Origin of the sequence: Emticicia sp. 21SJ11W-3, from assembly GCF_024138715.1 — a bacterium.
In the GTDB taxonomy this organism is placed as follows: Bacteria; Bacteroidota; Bacteroidia; order Cytophagales; family Spirosomataceae; genus Emticicia; species Emticicia fluvialis.
The window spans coordinates 765,374-783,335 of record NZ_CP092074.1 but is presented as its reverse complement, the minus strand read 5'-3'; the positions used below and the strand labels follow the sequence as shown (position 1 = coordinate 783,335).

Here is a 17,962-nt window from a genome sequence, read left to right as displayed (position 1 = left end):
AATTTGACTTAGGTTAGAATCCAACATTTAAACCAAACGTTACCTGACGAGTCATTGGGAAGTTACCCAAATCTACCCCAAAGTTAGTATCAGCAGCACCTGCCACTTGAGGGTCAAGACCGCTATACTTAGTAACTGTGAATAAGTTATTAACTGCGGCATTCACGCGAATTCTTCCTAATTTCATTTTTCTTGCAATTGCACTAGGCACATTGTAAGCAATTGAAAGGTTTTGGAATCTTAAATAAGAACCATCTTCAACATAGAAACTGCTTGATTGAGAACCAGTACTGAAACCGTCATTTTGTTCAAAACGTGGGATATCTGTATTTGGATTTTCAGGGCTCCAAGAGTTTTTAACACGCTCAGAGATAGCAGCACCAGCAAACAACGGATAGAAATCTGTAAATCTTTTAGACATATTAAAGATTTTGTTACCGATTGAAGTATAGAAGTAGGCAAGCATCTCAAAATTCTTATAAGAAAGGCTGAAGTTTAACCCACCTGTAAATTTAGGAACCGGGCTACCTAAATAGGTACGGTCGTCAGCATCAATTTTGCCGTCACCGTTCAGGTCAGCATAACGGAAACGACCAAGACCAGCACCTACTTGCGTTGGTATTGCAGCGCCAGGTGTTGCTTTTTCTAACAAAGCCTGGTTAACCTGGTCTTGCGTCTGAAACAAGCCAACAACTTTGTAACCATAGAAAGAAGATAACGAATAACCCAATTGGTTACGTATAGGGTTTACACCTCTGAAACCAGGGTTCACATCCTGAAGGTATTTAAGACCTCCACCAATTTCTGTAATTTCGTTATTAAGGAAACTACCGGTTACGTCAAATGAATAACCTAAGTCTGTACCCCATTTGCCTCTTGTAATAACCTGAATATCAATACCTTTGTTTACCATTGTACCCACGTTAACTGAAGGTGCGGTAGCTCCGCCTACTGTTTGTGTAATTGGCAAGGTATATAGTAGGTCCTTGGTGTCTTTTTGCCACAAATCTAAGATAACATCCAATTTACCTTTCAGGAATGAACCATCAAAACCAATGTTTTTAGTGATACTGGTTTCCCATTTAGCATTTGGGTTACCAATGCGTGACTGTCTGAAACCGCCTACTATACCAGCGTTCGTACCGTTAATGTCATAACCTGATGTACCAACGTTTTGTTCGTAAAGATTGAACTGGTTAACCGGAGATACGTTGTTTGAGTTACCCATTGTACCATAACCCCCTCTGATTTTCAGGTCATTTACCCAAGACAAGCTCTTCATGAATGGTTCGTCTGAAAGTCTCCAGGCAGCAGATACTGCAGGGAACACACCATATCTGTTATTGGAACCAAAGCGCGAAGAACCGTCGCGTCTGATAATCCCGGTAAGAATGTATTTATCTTTTAGGGAATAAACTGCTCTGCCAAAGTACGCGTTAAAATTAACGCCATTCTCTTTACCACTGTTTGCAGGGTTTCTGATATCAAGCGTAGAAATGGTAATATAGTTAGGGTCACCAGAGAAAGGCGCACGACCGTCAGCAGAAATATTCTTACCGAATCCGGTATTAAGTGCTTCCTGACCAGCCAGAACCTCTAGATTATGTATACCAAATTTCTTTTTGTACGCAATGGTATTGGTGAAAGTCCATGCTAAATTAAAGCGGGCGTTCTCGTTATAAGACCATACCACACTTTTGTTTTCAAGGGTTTCATAAATCGGACGACCATACCCCCAACCATAAGAGTTGTTGTAAGTTCCACCAATAGAAGAACGTAATGTTAAATCTTTGATAACATCTACTTCAACGTAGAAGTTACCCGCAACAATTCCATTAAAGTTTTTGTTTAACTTACCTGCCTGTTGGTTAGCTACTGGGTTTGAGCCCTGACCAAATCCAAGTGCAGTCGTACCAGCCCAACCACCGAACTCATCGCGAACCGGAAGGATTGTTGGGGCTCTGAAAGCAGCCAGGATGTCGTTTTCATCCTGAGATGATTGCAAACCGTTGTTACCACCCTGACGGCCAAGGATTTGAAGATACGTAAGCTGGATGTTTTCACCGATTCTTACGTTTTTGAAAAGATCAAACTCAGAGTTTACACGCATGGCAATACGTTTGGCTCTCTGGCTTGGCAATATACCTTGTTGGTCTAGTAGTGATAACCCAACAAAAAAACGAGAAGCATCTCCACCACCTTCAAAGCCAAGTGAGTGTCTTTGAATTGTTCCGGTTTGGGTTAGCTCTTTATACCAGTCAGTACCTTGTTTGTTTGCTTTAATAACCTGATAGAAATCACCGATTGTTGGCCCGGTTATGTTGTATTTCAGTTTTTCAGCAGCTAAATCGATAGTACCCACAACACCGCTTCTGTCACCAACTTTCAGGTAATCAGGAATAATTGGAGTTGCTCCAGAACCATATTGAGGGTGAGACAATGGGGCTCCAGAGTTTTTTAATGCCGTCCAGGTCCAGGTTGCCTGATCCTGTGGATTCATCATTTGCTGACCTTTGCCCGGGTCTGTAAAACCAAACACACCATCATAAGTTACGTTTAGTTTTTTCGCATTTTTCTTACCTTTCTTAGTGGTGTAAATAATTACACCGTTAGCAGCTCTGGCACCGTAGAAAGAAGCTGTCGAGGCGTCTTTCAAAACTGTTGTTGTTTCGATATCTTCAGGGTTCAGATAACTTGCATCGGTACTTGGCAAACCATCTATAATTGTCAAAGGCTCGTTACCACCAAATGCACCAAAACCGCGTACGCGAATCTGGCTGCCAGAACCAGGCTGGCTGGTGGTTACAACTGTTAAACCCGCTACTCTACCTTGTAACTGTTGTTCAACACTTGAACTTGGAACCGTAGTAAGGTCTTTCGTTTTTACAGTAGAGATGGCACCGGTAGACTCACGTCTTTTATCAACCGTGTATCCGGTTACAACTACTTCATCAAGACCTGATGCATCATCTTCAAGAGTAATGTTCAATGTACTCTGATTAGCTAGAGCAACCTGAACAGTTTTGTAACCAATTGAGCTGATTACCAAAGTACCACCTGCAGTTGGCACATTAATTTTAAAGTTACCTTCTGCATCTGAAATTGTACCGGTTGTTGTTCCTTTTACAGAGATACTGGCGCCTGGAATGGCTTCCCCTCTCGCATCACTTACTTTACCACTGACAGATTTTTGTGCAAATGCTACTATGGACATCATCCAGAGTAGTCCACAAATCAGAGCACCCCTTATGGGCACAAAGTAGTTTTGTTTCATAGTTTTGTTTTAGTTAAAAAAAAAGTAAAAAATAAATTGTAATTAAAGATTTTTGTTTTTCACTTAAAAAGGAAAGTATTGAATTATCCTGATAAGTGTATTTTGCACAATTATAGAAGCATGCTTTAAATTTTCCAAATTTTTCATGTTTTTTTTATAAATTAAAAAAAGCATAAAAATACTATGAAACATCCGGAACAAATAAATTTGCAGACGTCTTAAACTGTTTTTTTGATAAATCTACTACTGAGTTATGAAGCTGTGGAAATTAGAGGAGCAAAAAAAGGATGCCGAGGTCGGGGTTCATCTAAATTTTGCTTAATTTTTAAAAAACACTACCGCAATGAATCAATGCTTACTTTTTAGTTTTACAATTGCGGATTTTAACATTTTGAACCTTAAACGATGAAGTTTTGATAGAAAATAAATGAGAACCAGATTAATCACAGATAGTTAATGTATAATATAATCCATGTAAATATTTACGTTTTTTATTAAAGTATTATTGTATCATTTGGTTACAATATTAAAAAGTTTGAATAAGGCTTCCAAATTTTTCTAAGTAATTTTATATAATACCCTATCCAGAGCCACATTTGTTATATAAAATATTAGTATTGTTATAGTTCAACAAAGATAACAATAATACCCGGTATATGTCAATTTATCATTTTTTTTTGGCATAAAAATATCAGATTGTACCGGGCAGAAAAAAAATCTTACAATTTATAGAGCAACATTTCATCTAACAGCCCCCCCCCAATCAATAGGCATGGCTATTTAGATTCATTTGTTTAATCTGATTGCCGTTTTCTCAACAGCCTCCAATACTCGCATGGTATTACCACCCCAAATTTTACGTATTTGCCGGGCCGTATATCCACGTTTTAACAACTCAATTGTAACGTTTTTAATTTTGCTTACGTCTTCACAGCCCATTACATCGCTGCCTCCGTCCATATCCATCCCAATACCTACATGGTCAATACCAGCAATCTTAACTACGTGGTCAATATGGTCAACAACGGTTTTTACATTGGGTACATCGCCGGGATACTTATATTTTAACTGGCGGAGTTCGTTATTGATTCTTTTTTTGTCTTCCGGCGTAGCATCGGCTCGCATGGCCTGCATTCTGAGTGTACGGATAGAAACCGCTACTTCCTCCGAAGGCTTCTTCAGGAAATCGGCTACAAAATTAATCTGAATAACACCTCCTTTAGAAGCCATCAGTTTAATCATGTCGTCGGTCATGTTTCTTTTAACATCACTTAATGCCCGGCAAGAAGAGTGTGAAGCAAATACTGGTGCCTTACTTAAACGCATAACATCATAAAAGGCTGAATCGGAAAGATGCGATACATCAACTATAATACCCAGCCTGTTCATTTCGGCAATGCAGGCTTCTCCAAACTTACTTATGCCGTTATGCTCAGCCCCTTCGGGGTCACCTGATGAATCACTGATATCATTATTAAACGAGTGAGCAAGGGTAATGTATCTCAGGCCTAAGTCATAATACAGCTGAAGGTTTGATAACTCCTGCCCTATCGGCCAACCATTTTCCATACCAATAAAAACACCCAGTTTCCCTTTTTTATGCACGGCGTATCCTTCTCTGGCGGTAGTTACCAGTTCGGCCATGTCGGGGTATTTTTTAACGGCCTCATGAATGGCCTTGAATATCTTCAATGCCTTTTCTTTGGCTTCTGCGTTTCCTTCAGTAGTACGTTTGCCCTGCGCCATATAGACAGCAAAAAACATGGCATCCATGCCGCCCTCTTTCATACGCGGAAAATCAATCTGTGTACCGTCTTTTCTATAATCATGCTTTATGCCAATATCAAATCCCTCTATCTCCAACATGTTAATGGGCACATCGGCATGGGTATCTACTGTATAAGCGCGTGCATGGATTTTATCGGCCTTTTTCAACAGGCGTTGTTCTTTTTTACTTTGCGCAAAAAGAGCCATTGGCAGTAAAAGCAGCAGGAACAGGTGTTTCATCTGATACGTTAGGTGAGCGGTTAGCTTATTGAAGTTTTCTCCCTTTCCAGATATATTCATTTTTACCCTGGGCAATCAATCCGAAAAAACTAACATAGAACGGGTAAATGAGCTGGACAACCGGGATGAGCCAAATTAGTCTTTTTTTGTTCAAAAAGCTAAGAATCAATATTAAAAATAGCAGCTCTGTCGAAAATTTAGTAAAAAGGATGATAACGGCCTTTTCTGCCGAAATTACCTGTAAAAAGTAAAGCGCCGCAGTAAGTATTACAGTAAGGTTGGACAGGAAAACAAAAACCGCCAAGGCAGTATTTACCGGATTGTTGTAATGCCTCCATTTGCTTGCCCATCGCTTGCGCTGATAATAAAATGATTGCAGAGACTGATGTGCCTGCGTCTCTACAATGGCCTCCTGATGTTTTAGAAACCTGACCTTGCCGGGATACGCGGCTGCTACCTTATGCATCAGAAACTCGTCATCACCCGATGCCAGATTTTCATTACCCGAAAACCCGCCAACTTCACCAAAAACCGATTTGAGATAGGCCAGATTTGCTCCATTGCACATATTGGGTTTGCCAATCAGCATGGCGCAGGCTCCGGAACCAATAAGACTACTGAACTCAATGGTTTGCATCTGCTGCCAGAGTTTTGCCAAAAAGCTATTGGAATCATTTATAAATGTAACAGGCGAGCTTACCAGATATGCCCCGGTCTCGGCCTGAAAACTGGCAATTACCGCCAGCCAGTTTTTACCTACACGGCAATCGCCGTCTGTGGTTACTATTAATTCGCCTTTTGCCAACTGGATAGATGCATCAATGGCTCTTTTCTTGGGCGATGTATTGTTGGTTTTGGCAGGTAACTGATTTATCAACAGCCTCATGTAGGTTTGTCTCTGAAAATCTTTAACAAGCGTAAGGGTACCATCTGTTGAGTCGTCATCTGCTACTATAACTTCAAACTTATCAAATGGATAACTCTGAATTTCCAGATCCTGCAACAAACGGATTATGTTAGCGGCTTCATTACGCACCGGGATAATGACAGATATAGCCAAAGGCTCTTTACCGCCAGCCTGTATTTTGTAAGGCTTGCCTGATAACCATATCAAAATAAGCCCGATATTCATCAGGAAGTAGACAGAGGTAACAATAATGAGACTAGTGGCTAACACAGATTAAAGAAATTAAAGATAAACTCAACTGACAGACTCCGCTGTGGGTTTGGTTGATAACCTCAAGGACAATATAAACAGACTACCGACAATAACCGGCACCAAAACATTAATAAACCAGATAGTAAAGGTGGCTGTGGTTATTAATGATATTTGTACACCGAAGTACCCGAAATAATACATTGATGTAACTGCCCGAACGCTCAGATCGCCCAGAAAATTGAAAGCAGCGCCCAATGTTTTTGTCAGGAAGATTACCCCGATACCTGCCAGCAACACCGGAACCGCCAATTTGATTTGAAACAACTGAAATAGTAGCAGAAACTGTAAGGCAAAAATGATGTATCGCCCGATAGCTATCAGAAAAACATCTCTTATTTCGGTCATACCATATTCCTTTACTATTATCAGGTATCTGGATACATACTTACTGAAAACCATTTTAGATGCTGAAAAATCAAGCCTCTGCAAATTGAAGGCTATCCATATACCTATTATTAACAAAATACCCAAAAAGACTAGCACACTTATATGCAATGGAAAAGGCTCAGGATTGGCCACCAACACAAAATAAAGATAACTGATAAACCCAAATAACAGAGAGACATACAACTGTAAACCATTACCGAGTAATATGGCGCCAACACCTGCGCTGCGCTTCTTTGTTTTCAACATGGCTATTTTTCCGGCGTAGTCACCAATCATTAAGGGGGTAAAGTTACCTAATGCCAGACCAGCCAGCACACCCCGGTACGCATCCCCAAAGCTGATTTTTTCTACCTTTGCGGCCAGCCGCTGCCATTTCCAGGCCTCAAAGGCCCAGTTGACAGGTATCAAAGCTACAATAGCTACCATTGATGTATTTACCGGAAGTTGGCTGAGGTATTGCAGCATTTGGTTGATATTGCCTCCTTTCTCTTTTAATAGCAGATAAACCAAACACAACACTACTGCAAACAGGACATTTTTTAACATCCATAACCAGAAACCAGGCTTAAAGTCTAAGATTTTTGAGTTATTTTGCATGTATGAATAAAGAGAAAATAATATTAGGCGTAGACCCCGGAACCAGAATTATGGGCTATGGAATTATTGCCGTACAAGGTAGCGCCATTACCCTGCTGCAATATGGTGTTTTAAAACTCGACAAATATAGTACACATGAACTGAAGTTAAAGAAGATTTATGAAAGAATGACGCAACTGATTGAAGAATTTCTGCCCGATGAAATGGCCATTGAAGCGCCTTTCTACGGAGTAAATGTGCAATCGATGTTGAAATTGGGGAGAGCGCAGGGGGTAGCCATAGCTGCAGCACTGAACCGCGATGTACCTATTGTTGAGTACCTGCCAAAAAAAGTGAAGCAATCTGTTACCGGCAATGGTAACGCCAGCAAAGAGCAGGTAGCTTACATGCTTGAGCAAACACTGAAAATGAAACTGGAAACCGAATTTTATGATGCCACCGATGCTATTGGTGTGGCCATTTGCCATTACATGCACGCCAAAACCAAAGCGCTGACGGGTAACTCATCAAAAAAGAAAGGCTGGGCAGCCTTTGCCAGTGAGAATCCGGATAGGGTTAAATGAGTTAATCGTGAATTAGCGAATGTTTTTTTAATCACACCTAAGTATCTCAGTAAATTATTAATAAATAGTTTCTATAAAAAGCGAAGGGTTTGCAGATGCTGCAAACCCTTTGTCTTTATAGTACCCCTTTGGTACTAGGCAGGCTGTCGAGGTCTTTCAGGTCTCGTTTAACAGCCATTTTAATAGCTTTGGCAAATGCCTTGAATATGGCCTCTATTTTATGGTGTTCGTTTTGCCCTTCGCATTTTATATTCAGATTACATTTTGAGGTATCAGAAAACGACTTGAAGAAATGGTAGAACATTTCGGTAGGCATCTCTCCTACTTTTTCGCGTTTAAACTCTGCCTCCCATACTATCCATGGTCTGCCTGAAAAATCAATGGCTACCTGTGCTAAAGCATCATCCATTGGTAAAAGGAATCCGTAGCGAGAAATCCCCTTTTTATCGCCAAGCGCTTTCAGATACGCCTCTCCCAAAGCCAATGCCGTATCTTCAATGGTATGGTGTTCGTCTATGTGTAAATCACCCTCTACAAAAACAGATAAGTCGGCGCCTGAATGCTTGGCCAGTTGGTCGAGCATGTGATCATAAAAACCAAGCCCGGTATGTATATCAGATTTCCCATTACCATCCAGATTCAGTTCAATTTTAATCTTTGTCTCTTTGGTATTGCGCTCAATTGAGGCCTTGCGGGGTGGTAATTTCAGAAACTCATAGATGGCATCCCAATCGGTGGTAACAAGTGCTGTGGCCCTTTCCTGTTCTGGTGTTAATGTAGGATTTTCTCCAATAAAAATAGCTTTGGCTCCCAGGTTAACCGCCAGTTGCACATCTGTCAGCCTGTCGCCTATTACATAAGAGTTGGCCAGGTCATAATCACCGTTCATATATTCGGTAAGCAGGCCTGTACCTGGTTTGCGCGTAGGCAGGTTGTCTTCAGGGAAACTACGGTCTATATGAACAGCTTCAAAATACACGTTTTCATTTTCAAGGGCCTGCATCATTTTATTATGCGCCGGCCAGAACGTATCCTCAGGAAAAGAGGCTGTTCCCAATCCATCCTGATTGGTAACCATCACTAATTTGTAATCGGTTTCTTCAGCTATTTTTCTAAGGTTGGAAAGAGTCTTGGGAAGGAAGAATAATTTTTCAAGAGAATCTATCTGAAAATCTGTCTTGGGTTCATCAATAATGGTACCGTCGCGGTCTATGAAAAGAATTTTCTGCATGCTTTTAAGATAACGTAAAATTTTGCGCAATTTAGGCAGGTTTTTCGAATTGTATAGCGTCTTAATCGGGAAACTACATATTGTGTTTAGTTCTTTATCTCTATACCAATCTCTGCCCCTACAACCAAAGCCTCAAAGCTGAACATCTTTAATTCCTGCTCAAGGCATTTGAGCGAAATTTCATAATAACTGCCTAAAAACTTAACCGATAAAACAGTGGCTTTAAGCGGAGACAATAGGGCTAATCTGATTTGTTCAGGACGTACAAACTGATGTTTGATACCCGCCTTTGCCACCCAATCTTCATTAACTATGTTTACTTCTCCGGTTATTTCAGCTACATATCTGTTTGCCGGGTGCTGGTATACCGTTTGGGGGTTATCCAGTTGCAGAATTTTCCCCTTGCGCATAATTGCCAGTCGGTCGGCCATACCGTAAGCATCGCTCACGTCATGTGTAACAAAAATACAGCTCACTTCCTCAGCCTTTATCAGCCGCAGAATCTCGGTTTTCAGTCTGCGTTTATTAACGGCATCCAGGTGGCTGAAAGGTTCATCAAGCAGCAGCAACTTTGGCTGCTCTGCAATGGCTTTGGCAATTACGGCTCTTTGCTGCTCACCGCCGGATACTTCGCGCGGCAAATGAGTCTGCACTTTATCAAGCCCGCTTAGTTTTAGTAATTTATCTACTCGTTTATTCCTGTAGTTTTCTTCATAGTAGCGTAGTTCATACGCAATGTTTTCTCTAATTGAAATATTAGGAAAAAGGCCGTAGTCCTGCCGTACCAGTTTAATATCAGGGTGCCCGGCAATTAGTTTGCGCGATGGAGGCGTGATACGGTTACCCTCCAGAAGCAGTTCTCCTTCGTCGGGTTCCTGTAATGCGCCAATCAGGTGTAGCAGGGTTGTTTTACCTGAGCCGCTCTCGCCCAGAATCGCCAGAATCTCTCCTTTCCTTAATGCAAAGGAAATGTTGTTAATTGCCTTCTTGTCGTCAAAAGATCTGGACAAATTCTGTATTTTAAGCAGGGGCATGGGTTTTTTATTACAAAACTATGTCTTTTTTCTGTTTTTTGTTGTGCAACGGCATTCACTTTCCTAATATTGTTGATAAATTATGAACCACCTAAAAAATACCGCAAGCTCAACCGTTGAGATGTTAGAACTTTACAAGCAGCAAACGAAATGTCTGGTAGCCCTCGATTCAATTATTTTTGGCTTTGATGGCGAAGAATTAAAATTATTATTGGTAAAACGTGGGGTGCAGACCGATAAAGACACGTGGTCGCTGATGGGTGGGTGGCTTAATCCTTCTGAAAGCCTCGACCAGGCCGCTAACCGTATTTTGTTTGAACTGACAGGACTAACTGGTGTATTTCTGGAGCAACTGGGTGCTTTCGGTGATCCAAACCGTGACCCTGTGGAAAGAACCGTGGCCGTGGCTTATTATGCCTTAGTGAATGTGATGGATTATGAAACGAAAATTTCAGACACCTACCAAGCGCAGTGGTTTTCGATGCATGACCTGCCCGAATTGTTGTTTGACCACTCGACCATGATAAAAATGGCCATTGAGCGCCTGCGATACAAGGCGGCGTTTCACCCGATTGGTTTTGAGCTAATGCCTGAGACCTTTACCATACCTCAGATACAGAATCTTTACGAAGCCATTTATGGCAGTAATTTCGATAAACGTAATTTCAGCAGAAAAATACTCTCAACAGGTTTACTAATCAAACTGAAAGAAAAACAGAAAGGTTTCTCTAAAAAAGGCGCATTTCTTTACAAACTCGATACAGAAAAGTACCGGTCACATTCTGACTCCTTCCTTAATTTTGTACCTAACCCGGATGGGATGTTGTAGATGATTTGCCGTTAAATGATTTTCATTAAGTTTTTCAACTTCAGGCTTTAACGCAAGTATAATAGAAGTATCCGGAACATTTGCGCTCTGAAAATTTAATTTTCCAATTACCATAACAAATTACTTTGGGTCAGCATCTTTCTTATTAGGTGGAATAAACATTACACCGCCATAATTATTTAATAATAGAATTTCTTCGGTAGGGTTTATCTCCTGAATACTGTTGTTGTTTAAAATCTCGAAAACAACTCGTCTGCCATCATATATTTCTGCTTTGTTATTAGTGAAATTGAAAACTCTTTCAGGCTTTGAAGATTCTAAGTTCGCAAACGTCTTTTCTAATATCTCGCTTTTATAGGCTACAATTATCAACTTATCGTCTTTCTTAAAATAATACTTGCTTCTAATGTTCTCTATAGCTCGATGAGGCGTTACAAAAATGTACTTTTTTGCTTCCGATTCTGTGAAATATACGGTCACGTAATCGGGATAGGGTACACTTGCCAAAACAGAAGTAATTGTCTTGTCCAGCGTGCTCTGCATATCAGCACTTACAAGATAAGCCTTTTCTTCTGTACTTCGATTACAGGAACTTATGTAAAACACGATTGCAATCCAAAAACTACTTTTAAGGTTTCGTTTTAAATGAGTCATATCTCTTAGTATTCCTTAAATCTACGGGTTTAATTTCATTCTTTGGGTTCTAACCATTTTAGGAGGAGTGATATAAGCTTCCTAAACTCAATCCGGACTTATTTCTACCAACTCCCTCCAATCACCAATAATCAATAAAATTCTAGTTCTATTTTTAAATTATTCCCTCAAAAGGAAAAAAGTACAATATCTATAGAAATCTGTGCATTGGCTGGCCTGCAAATTCAGCCGAACTTTGTGCTATCAAATTAAAACAGTAAATCATCTAAAATAAAAACAAAATGAATCGTTCAGCAAAAGCCATCTGGAATGGCACAATCAAAGAAGGCAAAGGTACACTAACCTCACAAAGTCAGACATTGAATAAAACTCCTTACTCTTTTGTATCGAGGTTCGAGAACCAGCCAGGCACTAATCCTGAAGAACTAATGGCCGCCGCTCATGCCGGATGCTTTACCATGAAATTAAGTGCCGACCTCACAACCGCAGGCTTTACACCTCAAGAGCTAAGCACCGAAGCCGTGGTTTCTTTAAATAATGGTGTTATCACCCGTTCAGCCCTTACGGTTCATGCCATTGTGCCGGGTATTACGCAGGAACAATTTATTGAAATTGCCTTTGCATCAAAAGAAACCTGCCCTGTGAGCAAGGCTTATAATCTGGAGATTACGCTTGAAGCCTATCTCAATTAATCAGTATTAAACTTTTATGACAATCAGAAACTATATTAACACAAGTAAGAAAATGAAAACCACATCTTTAATCATTGCACTTTTAGCCGGTCTGGCATTTAGAAGTTCTGTCAACGCTCAGGTTACCCGCAAGCCTGCATCAGCCGGCAGACAAGAATACATTGAGGTTGAAAAAAACGTAAAACTGCATGTTACCGACCTCGGAGACGGTCAGCCCATTGTGCTGATACACGGCTGGCCTTTAAGCGACGCCATGTATGAATACCAGTATCAATATCTGGTTCAAAAAGGTTTCAGAGTTATTGGTATCACCCTGAGGGGCTTCGGGAAATCAGACAAACCTTATGGCAGATATGATTTCGATGTTTTCTCTGATGACATTAAGGTGGTGCTTGAAAAACTGAAAATAAATAATGCAGTTTTAGGTGGCTTTTCTTTAGGCGGAACCGTAGTAACACATTATGTGGCTAAGTACAATGCGGCTCATGTTTCTAAACTGGCATTGTTCGGAACAGCATCTCCTTCATGGAAACAACGAGCCGATTATCCGTATGGCGTTTCGGATGAAGCCGCAGCGGCGTTGATACATTTGAGCAGAACTAACCGCCCGCAATTGCTAGAAAACTTCGGTAAAGGGTTTGCTGCCACTGAAGACGGCATCTCGAAAGGTCTGGCCAACTGGCTTGGCGGCATCAATCTGGAGGCTTCGCCGTATGCCGCAACCCAATCGATAATTGCCCTGCGTGATACCGACCTTCGCCCACAATTGGCTAAAATAACCATACCTGTAGCTATTTTTCACGGTGTAAAAGACAAACTGAATGATTTTTCGCTGGCAGAACAAACTCGTAAAGGAATAAAGAACGCTTACATTGTCAGATTTGAAAACAGCGGCCATGCCCTTTTCATTGAGGAGCTGGACAAATTCAACACCGAACTGGAAAAATTTGCCAGACAATAACACTGCTATCAAATAAGCAGAGGTTTACATGGCCTCTGCTTATTTAATTACTACATTTAAAGTTTCATTTAGTAATAGTTCGTATGCAGTAGAGCATCAACTTAACCGGTTTCTTTTTTAAATCAGAGCATATATGTTAAAGCAAAGTCTGTTTGAAGCAAGTCTTAAAAAACTGGGTCTTTTAAACGTCAACAACGAGAGCAGTAAAGTTATCAATAATGGCGCTTACAAAGCCTATATCAAGATTCTGTACCTTCCGACAGGTTACCAGCTAACGGTAGACTTTAACGTTTACACTACCACGCAAAATAGCCTTTTCTTTGTTGGGCCTAATCAGTTTTTGCATATTGAAACTGTAGGACAGGAAGAAGGGTACATGATTTTTTATAACCGAGATTTTTATTGTATTCAAATTCATGATGCCGAAGTAGCTTGCGACGGGCTGCTGTTCAACAACATCAACAAAATGCCGATGGTACGGGTGGCAGATGAAGAAATTATGGCTATTGACCCTCTTTTTAATTGTATTGATGAAGAATTCGGTCTGAACGATACATCGCAGGAAGAAATGATTCGTACCTATCTGAAACAATTGCTCATTAAATCGACCCGGATATGGAAGAAACAACACCTGGGGCAGGAACTATTGCAAAGTAACAACGAGCTTGATTTTTTCCGTCGTTTTAGTGTGTTGGTTGATGCCTACTATAAAGAAAAACACAGCGTTGCCGACTACGCCGACTTGCTGAGCATGGCTGCCAAGACCATCACCAATAAATTTAAGCGCCTTAACCTGCCTCAGCCTAATGAGGTTATCAAAGACCGTATTATGCTGGAAGCCAAGCGATTACTGATTCATACCTCTTTGACCGCCAAAGAAATTGCCTATCAGTTGGGTTATGAAGACCCCGCCTATTTCAGCCGTCAGTTCTTACAAAAGACGGGCGAAAGCCCTTCTAATTTCAAGAAAAAATACCTGATGGGCGTAGAGGCATAGCAGAATGCTCGTCCGGATTCTAACTTAACTCGCAGCTTCTGCAGCTCTTCTTTTATAAACGAAGTTCACAAAAGTGCTCAACAGCACCAGCAGCCCCATTTTTTCGTTGTCTTTCACGTCTGCTGTTATAGTTCCTTCATTTGTCCAGAAGTTTCTGGTCTGCACAAAATCTACCACCTCTCGGTTGGTATCATCAAGGCTCCATTGAGTACTCCAGAAATTTTTAGACTGCATCACAAACTTTTCACCATTAGCCAGGCTAATTTCAGCTTTGCGCTTCCAGTTCGAAAAAATCACCTCACCAATCAATTGCTGGTTATCGTCGCGGTAAATAACGTAGTTTGAGCTCCAGAAGCTCTTCTTTTTGAAGAGGTATTTCTTATCTTTAAAAACCCCGGCCACATCTGTCTTGAAATTGCCAAATTGTACAAAGCCTACCTCTGTTTCTCTTTCAAGAATTCCAATTTTATTATCCAGTGCCTTTTTTATGTAGTTGAACGTGTTTCTCATCTTATCTCTGTATTTATAAGGTAAAAATATACTTTAACCTGACAAAATCTATTAAATTTATAAAGACGGACTACCCTATGGATAACAGGTCTTTTTGAAGGATGTGGTTAATCTTCTATCACGGGTATATCTGCCTCTTTTATCAGGCTTATGTCGGCAATTTCAACACCCTCTTTTACAAGCCTGTTGGCTTGCTTTTCATAGGTTTTTTCAAAGACATTCCGGGCCAGGCGGCCATTTCCAAACGAGGCATCGCGGCCTTCATACAGCTTCTTGAAAAGCTTGTAAGCTTTTTTTCTGGCGGCCTCTTCAACGGTCAACTGCACTTTCTGTGCCTGTATCAGAAATATTTCTAAAATCTCTTCTGGCGTGTAGTCTTTAAAGCCGATGTACTTATTGAATCTGGAATGCAGCCCGGGATTTGAATTAATAAATTCGGTCATTTTCTCTTCATATCCGGCTACAATTACCACAAAATCGTGGCGGTGATCTTCCATAAACTTCACAATGGTGTTTACCGCCTCGGGGCCATAGGTATCGTCGGTATTCAAAGCGTAAGCCTCATCAATAAACAAAATACCACCTTTCGATTTCTGGCAAACCTCCATTGTTTTCAGCGACGTCTGCCCTGTATATCCAGCCACTAATCCGCTACGGTCGGTTTCATACAAATGCCCTTTGCTTAAAACGCCCAAAGCCTTGAAAATTCTGGCCAGTAAACGGGCAATGGTGGTTTTACCCGTGCCGGGGTTGCCATGAAAAACCATGTGTAACGAGCGCTCAGGCACTTTTATACCCTGTTCTTTTCTTATTTTTTCAACCTTCAGCACATTCACAAGGCTGCTAACTTCATCTTTTACATCCTGCAAGCCAATCAGTGCATTCAGTTCTGCCAGCAATTCGTCCAGAGTTTTTTCGGGTTCGGCAGGCTGGCTGTGGGCAGTAGGCTTCTCAGCCGTTTTATCAGACTGACTCACCCGCACATCCGGATTAATCATTTTAGTGATACCATCCAGCCCTTTTAAAAGCACATGGAAAGGATTACTGCCTTGCTCCTGTTGTGGTTGCTCCGGATAATCCTGCTGCTCTTTGCTAACCTTTGAGTAAATATCACGCTCACGGTAAATCTGTGGTTCTTTGCCATCCAACCTGTCATTCACCACCTTATAAAAAGCTGCTATATATTCTTCAATGGTGTTATCAATCCTTATTTTTCTGGTTTCGGTTCCAAACACCACCGAGTCGGGTGTGGGGCAACGCACGGTAACAGTGTTATCGTAAGGAAATTCTATAACTTCCACATCACCTTGTGTGTCGCTGTCAACCAGCAAAATTCTTTGCGTGGTAGCCAGTAACAGGGCATGGCGGTTATTCCAGTAGCCATGTACAGAGGCATCAATGTATTCGTCTTCCATAATAATCTCAGGCAGCGCCTTTAATTCATTGCGGAGCATGAGAATAGCAAAAGGGTTTAAATCTATTTGTCGCTTGATTTGTCCGTAGGTCGGCATTTCATTCAGATAATTTGTTGGTCTAAATTACGCCTATAATTTAGTTTAAAACAATAGAATAAATGATGAGCAGCACGAAAAGCAGGAACAGGTCCTGAATTTACCTGATAGAAAAAGAGGTATTAAAAACACAAGAGGCATGCCTGATAACAGACTTGCCTCTTGTTAATAAAAATTTTTAGAATCGCTATTATCAGGCTTTCGGATACACCCAGCCATTTCTATACTGGCGGCTCAGATACTTGTTGGCAGCCGTGTCGTTAGTGAATACCTCTTTGCGGGCATCCCATTCAAGGCTTTTACCTGCCTTCAAAGCCGCCATTCCCAATAAGCTCATGTTGGTAGCTCTGTGGCCTTTCAGAATATCAGCAAATGGCAGTTCTTTACTTTTAATTGACTTTAGCAAATCGGCAAAAACCAGGTCTATGTTCTGTTGGTCAGGCATATTCAGCACCGGATTCTGATGAATCACCTCTTTTCGGGTATCACGCGGATAAAACGTCCAGCCGCTCATCCATCCCATGTGAAAGGTACCTTCGGTTCCATGAAAATACACACCCACATTTTCACTTTTTGAGGTCGGTCTACCGTTCAAAGTGCTGTGCTCCCAGGTGCAGGTAAAGTCCTCAAAATCATACACTACTATCTGGCTTTCAGGGGCATTGTTATTGTTTGTATTGAACTTATCTGTGGCTATTGAAAACACTTTCTTCGGGCCAATTTCGTCTGTCCACCACAATATCTGGTCAAACCAGTGTGGGCCCCAGTCGCCTACGGTGCCGTTGGCAAACTCAACGTGGTTTCGCCAACTGCGCGGATGTATGGCCGGATTATACGGCACCAGAGGTGCCGGGCCACACCACATGTTCCAGTCAATACCGGCTGGGGTTGGCTCGTCAGGTATCATTTTACCCTGGCCAAAGCCATAGGTTACAAAAGCACGCACTTCTTTTATTTTACCTACCTTACCCGACTTCAGAAACTCTTGCCCGCTCACGTTATGTGGCGAATACCGACGGTGAAACCCTGTAATGCAGATTCTCTGTGTATCGCGGGCAGTTTTTACAATGGCCTTACCCTCATTGATGGTATGCCCGATAGGTTTTTCCAGATACACGTGCGCACCGGCTTTCATGGCATCAATGGCTATCAGCGCATGCCAGTGGTCGGGTGTGGCATTTATTACAATTTCAGGTTTCTCTTTTTGCAAAAGTTCCTGATAGTTTTTGTAAATCTTAGGTTGGTCGTTGGTCAGTTTCCCTATTTCACCCAGGCATTGCTTAATTTGTTTGTCGTCTACGTCACAAATGGCTACAATCTGGCATTCGCCTGATTTGATAGCCTCTCTAACGATGTTGGTTCCCCACCATCCTGAGCCAATCAAAGCCGTTTTATATCTGGCCTGTGAGGCATAAGTTATAAGCGGACGGGAGACAAGCGCCCCCGTTGCCAATGCAGAAGTGCGAATAAATTCTTTACGATTCATCATTTAATTA

General features: G+C 41.3%; 15 protein-coding genes. 5 read left to right on the top strand and 10 right to left on the bottom strand.

Features of this window, described 5'->3' with window-relative positions:
- Window positions 1-13: 13 nt before the first annotated feature.
- From MB380_RS03250 to MB380_RS03235, 4 genes are all read right to left on the bottom strand, one after another.
- Window positions 14-3,274 (bottom strand): TonB-dependent receptor, encoded by a 3,261-nt coding sequence (locus MB380_RS03250; RefSeq protein WP_253533282.1) that lies wholly within the window; start codon window positions 3,272-3,274, stop codon window positions 14-16.
- A 786-nt stretch (window positions 3,275-4,060) separates the two neighbouring features.
- Window positions 4,061-5,341 carry a dipeptidase gene (locus MB380_RS03245; protein WP_310587364.1) on the bottom strand — a complete coding sequence of 427 codons (1,281 nt, stop codon included), beginning with the start codon at window positions 5,339-5,341 and terminating at the stop codon, window positions 4,061-4,063.
- On the bottom strand, window positions 5,307-6,458 hold the full coding sequence (locus MB380_RS03240; protein WP_253533280.1) for a glycosyltransferase: 1,152 nt from the start codon (window positions 6,456-6,458) through the stop codon (window positions 5,307-5,309). Before MB380_RS03240 ends, MB380_RS03245 begins: the two co-directional genes overlap by 35 nt.
- Window positions 6,459-6,482: 24 nt before the next feature.
- Window positions 6,483-7,484 carry a lysylphosphatidylglycerol synthase domain-containing protein gene (locus MB380_RS03235; RefSeq protein ID WP_253533278.1) on the bottom strand — a complete coding sequence of 334 codons (1,002 nt, stop codon included), beginning with the start codon at window positions 7,482-7,484 and terminating at the stop codon, window positions 6,483-6,485.
- A gap of 2 nt (window positions 7,485-7,486) precedes the next feature.
- On the opposite strand from MB380_RS03235, the gene ruvC reads away from it, so the two are divergent.
- A complete protein-coding gene (gene ruvC / locus MB380_RS03230) occupies window positions 7,487-8,047 on the top strand; it encodes a crossover junction endodeoxyribonuclease RuvC (protein ID WP_253533276.1) in 561 nt (186 codons plus the stop codon).
- 115 nt (window positions 8,048-8,162) lie between these two features.
- On the opposite strand, the gene hisB is transcribed toward ruvC, so the two are convergent.
- Both hisB and MB380_RS03220 read right to left on the bottom strand, forming a co-directional pair.
- A complete protein-coding gene (gene hisB / locus MB380_RS03225; RefSeq protein ID WP_253533274.1) occupies window positions 8,163-9,278 on the bottom strand; it encodes a bifunctional histidinol-phosphatase/imidazoleglycerol-phosphate dehydratase HisB in 1,116 nt (371 codons plus the stop codon).
- Window positions 9,279-9,364: 86 nt separating this feature from the next.
- The gene (locus tag MB380_RS03220) at window positions 9,365-10,312 is read right to left on the bottom strand and encodes an ABC transporter ATP-binding protein (RefSeq protein ID WP_253533272.1); all 948 of its coding nucleotides are present in this window, start codon (window positions 10,310-10,312) and stop codon (window positions 9,365-9,367) included.
- A 121-nt stretch (window positions 10,313-10,433) separates the two neighbouring features.
- Between MB380_RS03220 and MB380_RS03215 the strand changes: the two genes are divergently transcribed.
- A complete protein-coding gene (locus MB380_RS03215; RefSeq protein WP_253535516.1) occupies window positions 10,434-11,141 on the top strand; it encodes an NrtR DNA-binding winged helix domain-containing protein in 708 nt (235 codons plus the stop codon).
- Between the two features lie 120 nt (window positions 11,142-11,261).
- Here MB380_RS03215 and MB380_RS03210 read toward each other — a convergent pair whose 3' ends face one another.
- A complete protein-coding gene (locus MB380_RS03210; protein WP_253533270.1) occupies window positions 11,262-11,795 on the bottom strand; it encodes a hypothetical protein in 534 nt (177 codons plus the stop codon).
- Between the two features lie 281 nt (window positions 11,796-12,076).
- On the opposite strand from MB380_RS03210, the gene MB380_RS03205 reads away from it, so the two are divergent.
- The 3 genes from MB380_RS03205 (at window position 12,077) to MB380_RS03195 (ending at window position 14,445) form a co-directional block, all read left to right on the top strand.
- Window positions 12,077-12,487: an OsmC family protein gene (locus MB380_RS03205; protein WP_253533268.1), complete on the top strand. Its 411-nt coding sequence runs from the start codon at window positions 12,077-12,079 to the stop codon at window positions 12,485-12,487.
- Window positions 12,488-12,539: 52 nt separating this feature from the next.
- Window positions 12,540-13,448 carry an alpha/beta fold hydrolase gene (locus MB380_RS03200; protein WP_253533266.1) on the top strand — a complete coding sequence of 303 codons (909 nt, stop codon included), beginning with the start codon at window positions 12,540-12,542 and terminating at the stop codon, window positions 13,446-13,448.
- Between the two features lie 133 nt (window positions 13,449-13,581).
- On the top strand, window positions 13,582-14,445 hold the full coding sequence (locus tag MB380_RS03195) for a helix-turn-helix domain-containing protein (RefSeq protein ID WP_253533264.1): 864 nt from the start codon (window positions 13,582-13,584) through the stop codon (window positions 14,443-14,445).
- A 24-nt stretch (window positions 14,446-14,469) separates the two neighbouring features.
- Here the strand turns inward: MB380_RS03195 and MB380_RS03190 are convergent, their stop codons facing one another.
- From MB380_RS03190 to MB380_RS03180, 3 genes are all read right to left on the bottom strand, one after another.
- On the bottom strand, window positions 14,470-14,955 hold the full coding sequence (locus MB380_RS03190; RefSeq protein WP_253533262.1) for a hypothetical protein: 486 nt from the start codon (window positions 14,953-14,955) through the stop codon (window positions 14,470-14,472).
- A 107-nt stretch (window positions 14,956-15,062) separates the two neighbouring features.
- Window positions 15,063-16,466 carry an AAA family ATPase gene (locus tag MB380_RS03185; RefSeq protein ID WP_253533260.1) on the bottom strand — a complete coding sequence of 468 codons (1,404 nt, stop codon included), beginning with the start codon at window positions 16,464-16,466 and terminating at the stop codon, window positions 15,063-15,065.
- Window positions 16,467-16,659: 193 nt separating this feature from the next.
- Window positions 16,660-17,952 (bottom strand): Gfo/Idh/MocA family protein, encoded by a 1,293-nt coding sequence (locus tag MB380_RS03180; RefSeq protein ID WP_253535514.1) that lies wholly within the window; start codon window positions 17,950-17,952, stop codon window positions 16,660-16,662.
- Window positions 17,953-17,962 lie beyond the last annotated feature (10 nt).